This is a genomic window from Streptococcus sp. HF-1907 (genome assembly GCF_015594605.1).
In the GTDB taxonomy this organism is placed as follows: domain Bacteria; phylum Bacillota; class Bacilli; order Lactobacillales; family Streptococcaceae; genus Streptococcus.
Genome location: NZ_JADNQT010000003.1, coordinates 115,880 through 128,773 on the forward strand (window position 1 = coordinate 115,880; position 12,894 = coordinate 128,773).

Genomic DNA, 12,894 nt, shown 5'->3' on the forward strand with positions numbered 1-12,894 from the left:
TTGAGATACGATGCTGCTAGCCAATAGCAGAGCACCGCTCCTTCCTTTCCAAAAATATAATTAGAAGAACACACGCATGATATCATTCCAAGTGACGGCAATCATGAGCACAAGCATGACAGCAACACCTGCAAGCGTGATATAGGTTTCTGTTTCTTGTTTCAGGGGTTTGCGACGGATGGCTTCCAAGATATTCATGACAATCTTACCACCATCCAAGGCAGGTATAGGAATCAAGTTCATGATACCAAGGTTGATTGAAAGCATTCCAAGCAAATATAGCACCGATGTCAAGCCAGCTTGAGCTGCCTGACTACTTACCTGATACATAGCAACAGGGCCGCCCAATTTGTCCAGACTGAAGTTAGCAATCAAGCCTTTGAGGGCATTGAGGACTGCAAAAGCGCTCATCCAAGCCATCTGAAGCCCGCCAACAAGTTTATCTGACAAGCCCGTTTTTAGCGCAGGCATGACACCGATAACATAACTACCATTTGATTTCTTAGGCACAACTGATACCGTCTTAGTTGTTGACCCTGATTTGACAAGAACGGAAATCGAGTCACCTGATTTCAAATTGGCTGTTGACTTATCAACGGCTGCAGTTAAATCATCCCAGTTAGCAATTTTCTGACTACCGACTTTCAAAATCTGGTCATTATCTTTGACTCCGACCTTGGCAATAGCACCGTTACTAGCAACACGAACATGATTGCTAGACAAGTCTGAAACGCCACCTTGCGCAAAAACAAGAATAACGAAGACGATTGCTCCCAGAATAAAATTATTCATGGGACCTGCAAAGTTAGTGATTAAGCGTCCCCAGACGGTTGCATTTTGGTACTGCACATCAAGCGGTGCGATACGGATTTCTGTGCCGTCTTCCTCCACAATCGTGGCATCATGGTGAACAGAGTAAGTCTTGGTGTCATCTAGCACTAGACCAGTGATTTCCAGCTTGTCTTCCAAATCGTAAGAGGTGACATTCATTGGCAGACTGGTGTTGTCCAACTGTTTACCTGATAGATTGATTCGCGTCACTTGCCCGTCAGCATTTAGCGTCAAGCTAGCCGGCGTGCCGACTTTGATTTCAGTCTCATCATCGCCCCAGCCAGCCATCCGCACATAACCACCTAGGGGCAAAATACGGATAGTATAAGCCGTGCCATCTTTGGCAATGTGAGAGAAAATTTTTGGACCCATACCGATAGCATATTCACGGACTAGAATCCCTGATTTTTTAGCAAAATAGAGGTGCCCATACTCATGTACAGCAACGATAATGCCAAAAATAATAATAAATGTAATAACTCCTAACATGAACTACCTCACTGGCTTAGAACAAGCCAAAGAAATGCATGATTGGAAAGACGAAAATCATACTATCAAAGCGGTCCAAAATACCACCGTGACCTGGAATCAATTTTCCAGAATCTTTGACACCAAAATGGCGTTTGATAGCACTCTCAACCAAGTCACCAAATTGACCAAAGACGCTAAACAAAGCAATCAAAATCAGCATGATAAAAAAGGAATGCGGTGCGTAAACTGAGCTATCAAATAGCATGAAGAAGAAGCCTACTACAATGGCTGAAATAATCCCACCAATGCTACCTTCGATGGTCTTGTTAGGTGATACTTTTGGCAATAGCTTGCGCTTCCCAAACTGACGTCCAATCATGTAAGCACCAATATCTGTCGCCCACACGATGAACAAGGCAAGTAAAACCTTATCGAGCCCTGACACGCGCGCATTGATCAAATTTTGGAAACCAATACCCACATAAAGGCTAGACGCAATCGGAAAAGCTGCATCTTCAAAAGAATAATGGTCGATATTCAAAACTGTTCCTGCCAAAATCAAAAAAGCAATAATACCAAACACTGAAAAGCTAGCATCAACTGGCAAGAAAGACAAGTAGCTGTCAAGAGGAACTGTCAAGGCAAAAGCTCCAATCATAGCGAGGACACCTTCAAACGAAAAGATTTCCAAATGCGCCATTTTCAACAGTTCAGACACGCCAACCATGGCTAGCACACCAACAAAAAATTGGAAGGGGAGACCACCCAAGAGCAAGAAGGGAATAAAAATAACAAGGGCTACTGCTCCCCAAATAACACGTTCTTTCATGAGTCTCTCTTTCTAGACACCACCAAAACGGCGATGACGACGGTTATATTCTAAAATAGCTTTGTGCAACTCTTCTGTCTTAAAATCAGGCCAATAAACTGGCGTGAAATAAAACTCACTATAAGCAGACTGCCAAGGCAAAAAATTACTCAAACGCAACTCTCCACTCGTGCGGATAATCAAATCTGGGTCACGGTGCAGGTAAGGCAAATGATTAGTCATCAAATGATTGGCAATCAAATCCTCAGTAATATCACCAGGATTTAACTTAGCGTCCAAGACTTCCTGAGCAATCTCTTTGACCGCATGAGTAATCTCAGAACGTCCACCGTAATTCAAAGCAAAATTCAAAATCAAGCCTGAATTATACTTGGTTTGCTCACAGGCACGCTTCATAGCATCGAAAGTTTCTTTAGGCAAACGCTCGGTTTCCCCGATAACTTCCACACGGACATTGTTCTTGTGCAATTCTGGCACGTATTTATCAAAGAATTCCACGGGGAGATTCATGATAAATTTGACTTCATCCTCAGGACGAGACCAATTTTCCGTTGAAAAAGCATAAACGGTCAAGACCTTGACACCTAAATTATTGGCAGCGATGGTCACCTCTTGAAGAGCATCCATACCAGCCTTGTGCCCCATAACACGCGGTTGCAACCGCTTTTTAGCCCAGCGACCGTTACCATCCATGATGATTCCGATATGGGCAGGAATCTTGTCCATGTTAACAGGCGCAGCCTCTTTTTTTCTCTTAAATAATGTAAACATAGTCATCCTTAACTTTTACGACAAGTTCGTCTATTTCATTGGCACTCTGACCAACTTTAGGGACTAAACCCCACATTACACTATTTTACCATACTTTAAACGATTTATCCCCTTTATTCCTACTTATAAAGCAAAAAAGCAGAGCTAGACTTAGCTAACTCCACCTTTTTCACAGCATTTTCCAAGAAAAGCTTAGTTTTCTTCGATTGCTGATTCTGTTTCTTCAGTTGTTGATTCAACTGCTAACGCTTCTGTTTCAGTAACTTCTTCCACAGCTTTTTCGCTAGATTCAGAAGTTTCCACAGCTGACGCTTTTGCTACAACAGACTTGATTGCTGATAGTTCAAATGTCAAATAGATGCCGTCTGCATCAAGGACAATTTTCTTAGCATCCAAATCCACTTCATCAACAGTAGCATAAAGACCACCGATAGTCACAACTTCATCACCTTTTTTCACAGCATTCAACTGATTTTGACGTTCTGTTGCTTGTTTCTTTTGTTGACGTTGCATGAAGAAAATCATCCCCACCATCACAACAATCATAATAATTCCAGCCATAATTAGCTCCTTTTACCTAAAAATATTCAATCGAACCTTACTATATCAAATTTATAGCCTCACTGCAAGAATCAGCTGTGCTAGGCTTCAATAAATTCTAAAATTTCTGACTGAGTCAGTTGGGAATTGCAAACGACTCTAACCTTACCTTGATTAGCTACCAAGAGTCCCGGCACTGTCCTAACCTGATAAGTTCTACGCAAGTCTTCAATAGCTTCCCAGTCTTGAAAATTATCGCTGTCTAAAAAAGCAATTTTTAAATGATTATTCTTAGCTACCTGAGCCAATTTAGGTGCAAACAAACGGCAATAAGGACAGGTCGCACGACCAATGAACAAGATAAGATTTTCCTGATTAGCTATTCTTTCTGATACTGCCTCCGCAGTGACCTCGTCAAAATGTTTGATGATTTCCGCAAATTCTTGCATGCTGATACCTCTCACTTCAATTTTCTTTATCATAACTGAAATTCGAGATGAGTTCAAGGATTTGAATTGTCTTGGGAGTTTGAGTGCTAGCGCCAGCTATTTTTCAGCAAAAAAAGCGGGAAAGCTCCCACTCTAGGATGATTAGTCGCGGTCATCGTAGCCTTTTGGATGACTAGAATGCCATGCCCAAGCTGAGGCGATGATTTTATCAATATCGTCGAATTCTGGTTTCCAACCGAGAACTTTGCGAGCTTTGTCTGAGGCCGCAATCAAGGTATCTGGGTCACCAGGACGGCGGTCAGCTTTTTCAGCAGGAATGTCTTTACCAGTCACGCGACGAGCTGCTTCAAGGATTTGAAGATTTGAGAAACCTGTTGATGAACCGAGGTTGAAGGCATTTGACTCATTGCCCTTGCGGAGGTAATCCACAGCCAAAATATGAGCGTCAGCCAAGTCAAATGGGTGAACGTAATCACGTACATTGGTACCGTCTGGTGTGTTGTAGTCGTCACCGAAAATCATGATTTTTTCACGGACACCTTGAGCTACTTGTAAGATGATTGGAAGCAAGTGTGTTTCTGGACCGTGGTCTTCACCGATGGAACCGTCTGGTTTGGCACCTGCAACGTTGAAGTAACGGAGGGCTACAAACTTGATACCATAGGCTTGGTCAGCCCATTTCATGATAGTTTCCATCATGAGTTTGCTTTCGCCGTATGGATTGATTGGTTTTTGAGGCGTTGTTTCCAAAATTGGAATCTCGTCTGGAATACCATAGGTTGCTGCTGTTGATGAAAAAACAATGTTTTTAACACCACATTCATTCATGACTTCAAGCAACTTGACCATACCCGCTGTGTTGTTGTCAAAATATTTAAGCGGATCAACCATTGATTCTGCAACCAATGAAAAAGCCGCAAAGTGAATAACTGCATCCACATCTGGATTTTCTTTGAAAACCTTGCGCATGAAATCTTTATCTGAAAGGTCGCCTTCATAAAAGACTGCATCTGGATGCACCGCTGCACGGTGACCTGTCACCAAGTTGTCCACAACGACGACTTTTTCCTTACCCTGTGCGACCAAGCGGTCCACCATGTGGGAACCGATGTAACCAGCACCACCTAAAACAAGAACTGCCATTTGATTCTCCTATTCCTCTATTCCGACGGTTTCTACAAAACGCTTGAAGGCTTCTTGCCCTTTGTCATCACGTTTGTAGACGCCTGCATCTTCAAGCACACGCACAAAAACTTTTCCGACTTCTTCCTGCACTAAATCATGCACTGTTTCCTCAGAAATAACCGCACGCGCCTTGATAGCGTCAGCCCATTCTTTATGATAGTCTGCTACTTTATTATACTGGTCTAGTAGATATTTTTCAACTTCTGCCAGTTCGTCTTTTAGGCGGGGCGGTAAAATAGCCAAGCCCATTACCTCGATGAGCCCAATATTTTCTTTTTTGATGTGTTGCACATCTGCGTGGGGATGGTAAACACCATCTGGAAATTCAGCTGTGGTATGGTTGTCACGGAGCACCAAGTCTAGTTCAAACTTCCCGCCACGTTTTCTGGCAATAGGGGTCACGGTGTGATGAGGCTCTTCACCAGTAAAGGCAAGGATATCCACAGTTTCATCAGAGTAGCTTCGCCATGTTTGACGGATAGCTTCTGCTAATTGAACCAAACGAGACTTGTCCTCAGCACTTAGTCTGATGACTGACATAGGCCACTTGACAATGCCTGCCGTTACATCTGGGAAGTCTTTGAAAGTAAAACTGTTTTCTAGTTCTGCCTTTTCCATAGGGAAGGTATGACGACCACCTTGGTAGTGATTGTGAGTCAAAATAGAACCGCCGACGATGGGCAGGTCGGAGTTGGAACCCGCGAAATAGCCAGGAAAGATGTCCACGATGTCCAGTAACTGAGCAAAGGTGTCCTGACTGATGACCATGGGCACGTGTTCCGTATTGAGAACAATGCAGTGCTCGTTGAAATAAGCGTAAGGGGAATACTGGAAGCCCCATTTTTCATCGCCTAAGTTCATGCGGATAATGCGATGGTTAGCGCGGGCTGGGTGGTTAATCCGGCCTTGGTAACCTTCATTTTCCATGCAGAGCTGGCATTTAGGATAAGATGAAGCCTTGGCTTTCTTGGCTGCTGCGATAGCTTTTGGGTCTTTTTCGGGTTTTGAGAGGTTGATGGTAATCTCAATATCCCCGTATTCGGACGGTGTTGTGAAGGCAATGTTTTTAGCAATAGCCGCAACCTTGATGTAGTCGTTGCGCTGGCTAAGGTCGTAAAAATCTGCGATAGCTTGCTGAGGAGATTGTGCATAAGTATCCCAGAAATGTTTATTGACCACACTTGGTATTGGCGTAATGAAATTCATCAACTCAGCACCCAGGCAGTCTTTTTCTTCTGCTAAGGGGCCTGATTTGTCATTGCTGACTGCCAGTTCAACAAGGGCATCTTTTAGAGCGATGAGCTCTGTGAGACTTGTTTCTTGCTCTGCCCCATCCTCGCCCACTAGGGCGAGCACACGGTTACGCAAATAAAAGTAGTCCTCTGTAGTATAGTCGCTGTTTTCAATCACCTTAGCGACGAAGGCATCTACTAGACTTGTCATAGCTTATTTCCTTGAAAGTACGCGTGAACCTTGAGCGACTTCGGCGATGTAAAATGCTGGCGCGTAGCCGATGGTTTCGGTGTAAACCTTGCCGACATTTTCCTTAAAGGCTTCAACCTTGTCTTTGGCAACGATGGCAATGCCACAGCCACCGAATCCTGCACCTGTCATGCGGGCACCGAGGACGCCTTCTTGTTCCCAAGCGGTGTGGGCAAGGGTGTCAAGTTCGATACCAGTAACTTCGTAGTCGTGTTCCAGTGAGACGTGAGAAGCGTTGACCAAGCGACCAAACTGTTCCAACTCTCCTGCTTCTAGCGCTTTACGAGCTTGGAGGGTACGTTGGTTTTCCCAAACAGCATGGCGGGCGCGTTTGAGGCGATTGTCATCTTTGATGAGGTAGCTGTATTCGTCAAAGGTTTGTGCGTCAAGCTCACCAAGGGTCTTGATAGCAAGTTTAGCTTGCAGCTCTTCCACCGCTTTTTCACATTCAGCACGGCGTTCATTGTATTTAGAATCCGCCAATTCACGGCGTTTGTTGGTGTTCATGATGACAATAACATTGTCGCCAAGGTCAAGTGGCACTAGGTCATATTCAAGCGTGTTGGTGTCGAGGTAGATGGCACGTTTATCAGCACCCATACCGATGGCGAATTGATCCATGATACCTGAGTTGACTCCGATGAAATCATTTTCGGTTTGTTTACCAATTTTTACTAAATCCAAGCGCTCCAATTTGAGGTCATAGAGTTCTTCTGCCATAATCCCCACCAGCAATTCCAGTGAAGAAGATGATGACAGACCAGAACCATTGGGAATATTGCCATAGACATAAAGTTCAAAACCAGTGTCAATAGTGTGACCAGCTTCCTGCAAGAACTTGATGACGCCCTTAGGATAATTAGTCCAACTATCAGCTTTGTCAAAAACTAGATTGTCCAAGTCAACCTCGATGATACCTGCATCTTCAAAGTTTGCAGAGTAGAAGCGTAAAGTCTTATCATCGCGCTTGCGGGCAGCTCCGTAAGTTCCCAGAGTGATAGCTGCTGGAAAAACATGACCACCATTATAGTCGGTATGCTCACCAATCAAATTGATACGACCTGGTGAGAAGAAAGTAGCATCGGCTTCAGTGCCAAAAACTTTTGTGAAAGCTTGATTTAATTCTTGAGTGTCCATAAGAGGTCTCCTTGATAAATGATTTTATAATTATAATTTACTCCTAAAAAAGGAAAATGTCAATATATTTTTACTAAAAATTTACTCAAATAAATAGCGCCTTTTGCTACACATTTTTTCGCATTGTATGATACAATAAATAGTAAGAAAATTCAGGAGGTTCCTATGGCTACATTAAAAGATATCGCCCAATTGGCAAATGTTTCGCCAGCAACCGTCTCTCGAGTGTTGAATCAGGACGATACCCTGTCTGTCAGTCCTGAAACTAAAGAAAAGATTATTGCTAGCGCTAATCAACTTGGCTATACTAAACATCAAAAAACAAGTACAAAACCACAACAACATACTCCCCCTAAGATTGCTATTGTCCAGTGGTACAGCAGGCAAGAAGAGCTCAACGACCTTTACTACTACGCTATTCGTATCGGTATTGAAAAACGCGCTTCCGAGCTCGGCTATGACACACAAACCTTTTTCAACAATGATTTTCATCAGATTCCACAGCAACTAGCTGGTGTCATTGCCATTGGTAAATTTAGCCGCAAACAAATTAAAGAGTTAGAAAAATTTACTAAAAAGATTGTTTTTGTTGATAGTGATACCTTGAATGCTGGTTATCCTTGTGTGACAGCTGATTTTGACAATGCTGTTATCACTGTCGTTGATTATTTTATAGATAAAGGCTTTTCAAATATTGGTATGATTGCTGGTGAGGAGAAAACTACTGATGGCCTAGAAACCCTTATTGACTCTCGTTTTCGTACCTTTAAAAATTACACTATTGAACAAGGACTTTACAAAGCAGAAAATACTTTTATTGGAAATTTTTCTGCGCAAGCAGGCTATGAATTGATGCAAGAGGCTATCAAAACCTTAGATGATAAACTTCCAAATGCCTTTTTCATTGCTAACGATACTCTGGCAATCGGAGCACTGAGAGCCTTGCAGGAAAACGGCATCGCTGTCCCAAACCGCGTTAGCATCGTTTCCTTCAACGATACACCGCTAACACAGCAAGTTTTCCCTGCCCTATCCAGCGTCACCGTTCACACTGAGGAAATGGGCAAAACGGCAGTAGACATCCTCGACCGCCAATTCAATGACCCAACAACCATCCCAAGCATGACCCGCCTAGCAACGCAGTTGACTTTGAGGGAGTCTAGTTTGTAGAGAAGTTATTAAGTGATATTTGTAATAAAATGAGCCTCCAATCACTAGGAGGCTTATTTTATTTCATCAATGTTTGATTTTCTAATCAACTTAAATCAATCTGACATTATCCACAGATAACCACTTGTTAGCAGTGGAATTAACATACACTCAAAATTCACATTGCCCATTGGTAACTCGTGATGGAGGCTACATGAGTTTTATAATGATATTTTCTTAACAATACTAAGCAAAGTATGACATTACAAAAGCTACAGCACCTTCTGGGTCGCGAGTTAATTTGATGTATTCAGCTCCTTTAGTAGCCGCTAATTTAATACCAAGAGCATCTGTGTCTTTTTTAATATCGTCATAGAAGGAATTGACTTGTGGAGCTAACACAATCATGTCAAAATCTTTCATGATTTCATAGTGTGATCCGTAAGCTCCTGCTGATGCTGTAATGTTTGCTCCTGTCGCCTGAGCACCTTCAGTAAGGGCATTAGCTAGCATAGCGCTTGTACCCGCTCCTGCACAAAGAACTAAAACATTGATATTTTTATCTGTTGTTACTGTTACAGTAGGTTTTGCTTCTGCTACAGTTGTAGCAGAAGCACTAGTTTCAACTCCTTCTTCTGCGTTGGCTGCCTCTTCTTCAAGAAGTGAAGCATCATAGGCTTTAATGAATGGGAAGTAAATAATCGCATCTACAACAATCAAAACAAAGACAAGAACAACTGCTAAGAGACTAACACCTGTACCAAGAATAAGCCCGATTGGAGCTGGAGTTGCCCAAGGAAGAACATACATGAAGCTGTTCATTTTAAGAACATCAACAAAGAATTTGAAAATCCAAACGTTGGCAATTGGTGCCAAAAGGAATGGAACAAAGAAATAAGGGTTAAGAATAATTGGTGTTGCAAAAAGCAAAGGTTCGTTAACGGCGAAGCTGACTGGGATAAAGGATGCTTTACCAACAGCTTTCAATTGTTTTGATTTTGCAAAAAGTAGGAATAGGAAGGGAACGACCAAGGTAGCACCAGTACCACCCATAGTACCAACGAAGTTACCAAGACCAACAGTTAAAACGTTTGAAGCATGTTCACCAGCTTTAAATAATTGAAGGTTCGTTTCAACATTCGCATAGATAATAGCTGCGATAGCTGGTTCTACGATTGATGGACCATGCACGCCAACAAACCAGAAGAGCGCCATAGCACCCCAGATAATAGCAATTCCAAGATAACCGTCAGCTGCTGTGAACAATGGTTGAAGAAGGGTAATAACAGCTTGCGCAAATGATGTGCCAAAGAATTGACGAATCAATGTATCAATGATAACAGCTGCAAACACAGCAAATGAGAATGGGAAAATATCACGGAAAGTTTGAGAAATCGTACCTAGTACTTCTTTTGGCATCTTAATGGTGATGTCGCGAAGCACACAGAATTTATAAACATTAACAGTGATAAAGGCTGCTACAAAAGCTGCCAGAATACCTTTCGTCCCCATGTAACCGTTTGCGAAACCGTCTTTAACTTGATCGGCACTCAAAAGCAAAAAACTAACGATTGAGGCAAGCATGACCGATACCGCATTGATTTTCTTATTATTTGGCATCTTACGGTTAACGGATTCTGCCAAGCAGCGCGCAGTTGTCGCTGAAACAAGAAGGGCAACCACACCCATAGAATAACCGTAAACCTTCCAAAGCCAATTTGAAAAATCTTCTGGTAACTTAATGCCTAGAACATCCGGAATAGATGCTATCAAGATAAAAATACTTGAGAATAAGATTGCTGGCATCGCAGCTAAGAAACCGTCACGAATGGCGCCTAAGTAGATATTACGAGAAACTTTTTCGAAAAATGGTTTCCCTTTTTCAATTTGTTGAATCAATTTATTCATGATTCTTCTCCTTATATTATTTAATAATAACCGTAAAGATAATTTATTACACTAACTTTCATTAGCGTCTTTTATACAGTTCAATGAAATCTTGAGCTAGGTCACGCAGTAGAAGTGTTGTCATCAAATGGTCTTGACCGTGAATAAATATAAAGCCAAGTTCTAGGTCTTCACCTGCAGCTTCTTGAGCTAATAGCTGCGTTTGTGCGTTGTGAGCTAATTTCAAATTTTCATCAGCGTCCTTCAAAGCAGTTTCAACATTGTCAAAATTTCCTGCCCTCATTTCTTTTAACAACTGTAAAAGTGTACTTCTGGCATCACCAGAATAAGCCAAAATTTCAAACCCGAGCATTTGTAATTCTTTTTTATTCATTTTTACCCCCTATTCAACAATCTTAGTATCACTTACATGCTTGTACCAATAAGCAGATGCTTTCGGATAACGTTTCTGCGTTTCAAAATCGACATAGAACAAGCCATAGCGTTTGTTATAGCCATTTGACCATGAGAACAAGTCCATCAATGCCCAAAGGAAATAGCCTTTAACATTAACACCAGTATCAATTGCCTTAGCAAGAGATTGCAGGTAAACTTTCAAATAATCAATACGCGGTTGATCCATGATGATACCATCATCAAATTCATCTTTATAGCCCATACCATTTTCTGTGATATAGATTTTATTGTAGTGTGGGTAATCCGCTTTGATACGAAGAAGCAAGTCATACAAGCCTTCTGGATAGATAATCCAATCCCAGTCCGTTCTTGGAATACCTTCTTTGTAAACGCGTTCGCCAATACCTTTAACTTTGTAAACAGATGTTCCTTTGTCACCTGTACCGTTGTGATAAATGGCATTTTCGCCATTGTAGGCTTTAACAAAGTGACATTGGTAATGATTGATACCAAGATAATCGTTGCGGTGACTGGCTTTTTTCATTTCCTCAAAGTCACTATCAAGGAAGTCGTAGCTGGCATTGTTAGCCGCGCAGATTTCCTTAAGCGCTTCCATTGTTTCGTTTGAATAATAACCTAGATAAGTTGCATCCAGTAAGAATCGAATAGAAAGAGCATCATCTAAGAAAGCAGCGTGTTTATCTTCTTCGCTATCTGTTGCTGGGTATTTTGTTTCAAGAGAATGTACCACACCGATTTCACCTTGGTAGCCACCGTCTTTGAACAAATTAACCACACGCGCATGCGCATACATCATATTGTGCAGACATTGAATGACTTTTGACAGGTCATATTTGATTCCTGGTGGGAAAATACCAAGTAAGTATTGGTTGGTTGCTACTGGGTAAATTTCATTGAAGGTACTCCAATGGCGAACTTCTGTAAATTCTTCAAAACAGAATTTTGCATAGTTAACAAAAGCTTCAATCGTGTCACGATTTAAGAAATCACCATTGTCAAATAATACTTTTGGTGTATCAAAATGATGTAACGTTACAAAAGCTGTAATCCCACGTTTTTCACATTCCGCAAACACTTTGTGGTAATAATCAACTCCTTCTTGGTTGACCTCACCAGTACCATTTGGGAAGATACGGCTCCAAGCAATGGATAAGCGAAGCCCATTAACTCCAAATTTCTCACAAAGTTCAATGTCTTTTGGATATTGATGATAAAAATCACTAGCAGGGTCTGGACTGAAACGCCCTTGTTCTGCTAAGAAATCATCCCAAGCTACTGGACCTTTACCGCCCTCTTTAGTAGCACCTTCAACTTGGTAGGCAGCTGTTGCCCCACCGAAAATAAAATCTTCTGGTAATTTATACATATTTTTCTCCTTATTTCTTACTTCAATAAGCGTTGAATGTGAATCACAAGGTAAACACGTTCACTGCGTGACAATTCTATACTTAGATGTTCTTCAATACTTGTGTAAATTTCTTGACCAATTCGATAAGCATCTGGATAATCTTTTTTGACATGTTCCTCTAAATGTATCAGACTTGAATTGTCTTGCTGATTAGACTCCAGACGATCGACTAGATAAGTAAAATGAATCATTAAGCGATCATATAGATTATGACTTTTATCATTTAGAAAATATTGACTATACCATCACCGATTCAAAAATCTCAAAAAAGGTCAAAGAAAAATTTGATCATCTAACTGACTTCCATCTTGCTGATT

At 41.6% G+C, this 12,894-nt stretch carries 12 protein-coding genes and 1 pseudogene; 1 reads left to right on the plus strand and 12 read right to left on the minus strand.

What is annotated here, in order from left to right; translation table 11 throughout:
* Positions 1–60: 60 nt before the first annotated feature.
* From rseP to IYQ92_RS03460, 8 genes are all read right to left on the minus strand, one after another.
* Positions 61–1,320 (minus strand): RIP metalloprotease RseP, encoded by a 1,260-nt coding sequence (gene rseP, locus IYQ92_RS03425; RefSeq protein ID WP_195675348.1) that lies wholly within the window; start codon positions 1,318–1,320, stop codon positions 61–63.
* A gap of 16 nt (positions 1,321–1,336) precedes the next feature.
* Positions 1,337–2,131: a phosphatidate cytidylyltransferase gene (locus IYQ92_RS03430; protein WP_195675349.1), complete on the minus strand. Its 795-nt coding sequence runs from the start codon at positions 2,129–2,131 to the stop codon at positions 1,337–1,339.
* Positions 2,132–2,143: 12 nt separating this feature from the next.
* A complete protein-coding gene (locus tag IYQ92_RS03435; protein ID WP_195675350.1) occupies positions 2,144–2,902 on the minus strand; it encodes an isoprenyl transferase in 759 nt (252 codons plus the stop codon).
* Between the two features lie 192 nt (positions 2,903–3,094).
* Positions 3,095–3,463: a preprotein translocase subunit YajC gene (gene yajC, locus IYQ92_RS03440; RefSeq protein WP_195675351.1), complete on the minus strand. Its 369-nt coding sequence runs from the start codon at positions 3,461–3,463 to the stop codon at positions 3,095–3,097.
* A gap of 80 nt (positions 3,464–3,543) precedes the next feature.
* Positions 3,544–3,891 (minus strand): thioredoxin domain-containing protein, encoded by a 348-nt coding sequence (locus IYQ92_RS03445; protein ID WP_195675387.1) that lies wholly within the window; start codon positions 3,889–3,891, stop codon positions 3,544–3,546.
* A 141-nt stretch (positions 3,892–4,032) separates the two neighbouring features.
* The gene (gene galE / locus IYQ92_RS03450) at positions 4,033–5,034 is read right to left on the minus strand and encodes a UDP-glucose 4-epimerase GalE (RefSeq protein WP_195675352.1); all 1,002 of its coding nucleotides are present in this window, start codon (positions 5,032–5,034) and stop codon (positions 4,033–4,035) included.
* 9 nt (positions 5,035–5,043) lie between these two features.
* Complete coding sequence (gene galT / locus IYQ92_RS03455) at positions 5,044–6,519, minus strand: UDP-glucose--hexose-1-phosphate uridylyltransferase (protein ID WP_195675353.1); 1,476 nt, start codon at positions 6,517–6,519, stop codon at positions 5,044–5,046.
* Between the two features lie 3 nt (positions 6,520–6,522).
* Positions 6,523–7,695 carry a galactokinase gene (locus IYQ92_RS03460; RefSeq protein ID WP_195675354.1) on the minus strand — a complete coding sequence of 391 codons (1,173 nt, stop codon included), beginning with the start codon at positions 7,693–7,695 and terminating at the stop codon, positions 6,523–6,525.
* A gap of 165 nt (positions 7,696–7,860) precedes the next feature.
* Between IYQ92_RS03460 and IYQ92_RS03465 the strand changes: the two genes are divergently transcribed.
* Positions 7,861–8,865, plus strand: a complete 1,005-nt coding sequence (locus IYQ92_RS03465) for a LacI family DNA-binding transcriptional regulator (protein WP_195675355.1) — start codon at positions 7,861–7,863, stop codon at positions 8,863–8,865.
* 225 nt (positions 8,866–9,090) lie between these two features.
* On the opposite strand, the gene IYQ92_RS03470 is transcribed toward IYQ92_RS03465, so the two are convergent.
* From IYQ92_RS03470 to IYQ92_RS03485, 4 genes and pseudogenes are all read right to left on the minus strand, one after another.
* On the minus strand, positions 9,091–10,752 hold the full coding sequence (locus IYQ92_RS03470) for a PTS lactose transporter subunit IIBC (protein ID WP_195675356.1): 1,662 nt from the start codon (positions 10,750–10,752) through the stop codon (positions 9,091–9,093).
* Between the two features lie 61 nt (positions 10,753–10,813).
* Entirely contained in the window at positions 10,814–11,125 is a 312-nt protein-coding gene (locus tag IYQ92_RS03475; RefSeq protein ID WP_195675357.1) for a PTS lactose/cellobiose transporter subunit IIA, read from the minus strand.
* Between the two features lie 9 nt (positions 11,126–11,134).
* Positions 11,135–12,535 carry a 6-phospho-beta-galactosidase gene (gene lacG / locus IYQ92_RS03480; protein ID WP_195675358.1) on the minus strand — a complete coding sequence of 467 codons (1,401 nt, stop codon included), beginning with the start codon at positions 12,533–12,535 and terminating at the stop codon, positions 11,135–11,137.
* Between the two features lie 17 nt (positions 12,536–12,552).
* Positions 12,553–12,792 (minus strand): annotated as a pseudogene (locus tag IYQ92_RS03485) (PRD domain-containing protein); the annotation flags it as partial.
* Between the last annotated feature and the right edge of the window lie 102 nt (positions 12,793–12,894).

What these genes read in the sequence shown, in the direction of transcription:
- rseP (WP_195675348.1), bottom strand. Translation starts at nt 1,320, where the DNA reads ATGTTAGGAGTTATTACATTTATTATTATTTTTGGCATTATCGTTGCT.
- IYQ92_RS03445 (WP_195675387.1), bottom strand. Translation starts at nt 3,891, where the DNA reads ATGCAAGAATTTGCGGAAATCATCAAACATTTTGACGAGGTCACTGCG.
- IYQ92_RS03475 (WP_195675357.1), bottom strand. Translation starts at nt 11,125, where the DNA reads ATGAATAAAAAAGAATTACAAATGCTCGGGTTTGAAATTTTGGCTTAT.
- yajC (WP_195675351.1), bottom strand. Translation starts at nt 3,463, where the DNA reads ATGGCTGGAATTATTATGATTGTTGTGATGGTGGGGATGATTTTCTTC.
- galT (WP_195675353.1), bottom strand. Translation starts at nt 6,519, where the DNA reads ATGACAAGTCTAGTAGATGCCTTCGTCGCTAAGGTGATTGAAAACAGC.
- galE (WP_195675352.1), bottom strand. Translation starts at nt 5,034, where the DNA reads ATGGCAGTTCTTGTTTTAGGTGGTGCTGGTTACATCGGTTCCCACATG.
- IYQ92_RS03465 (WP_195675355.1), top strand. Translation starts at nt 7,861, where the DNA reads ATGGCTACATTAAAAGATATCGCCCAATTGGCAAATGTTTCGCCAGCA.
- IYQ92_RS03435 (WP_195675350.1), bottom strand. Translation starts at nt 2,902, where the DNA reads ATGTTTACATTATTTAAGAGAAAAAAAGAGGCTGCGCCTGTTAACATG.
- lacG (WP_195675358.1), bottom strand. Translation starts at nt 12,535, where the DNA reads ATGTATAAATTACCAGAAGATTTTATTTTCGGTGGGGCAACAGCTGCC.
- IYQ92_RS03430 (WP_195675349.1), bottom strand. Translation starts at nt 2,131, where the DNA reads ATGAAAGAACGTGTTATTTGGGGAGCAGTAGCCCTTGTTATTTTTATT.
- IYQ92_RS03470 (WP_195675356.1), bottom strand. Translation starts at nt 10,752, where the DNA reads ATGAATAAATTGATTCAACAAATTGAAAAAGGGAAACCATTTTTCGAA.
- IYQ92_RS03460 (WP_195675354.1), bottom strand. Translation starts at nt 7,695, where the DNA reads ATGGACACTCAAGAATTAAATCAAGCTTTCACAAAAGTTTTTGGCACT.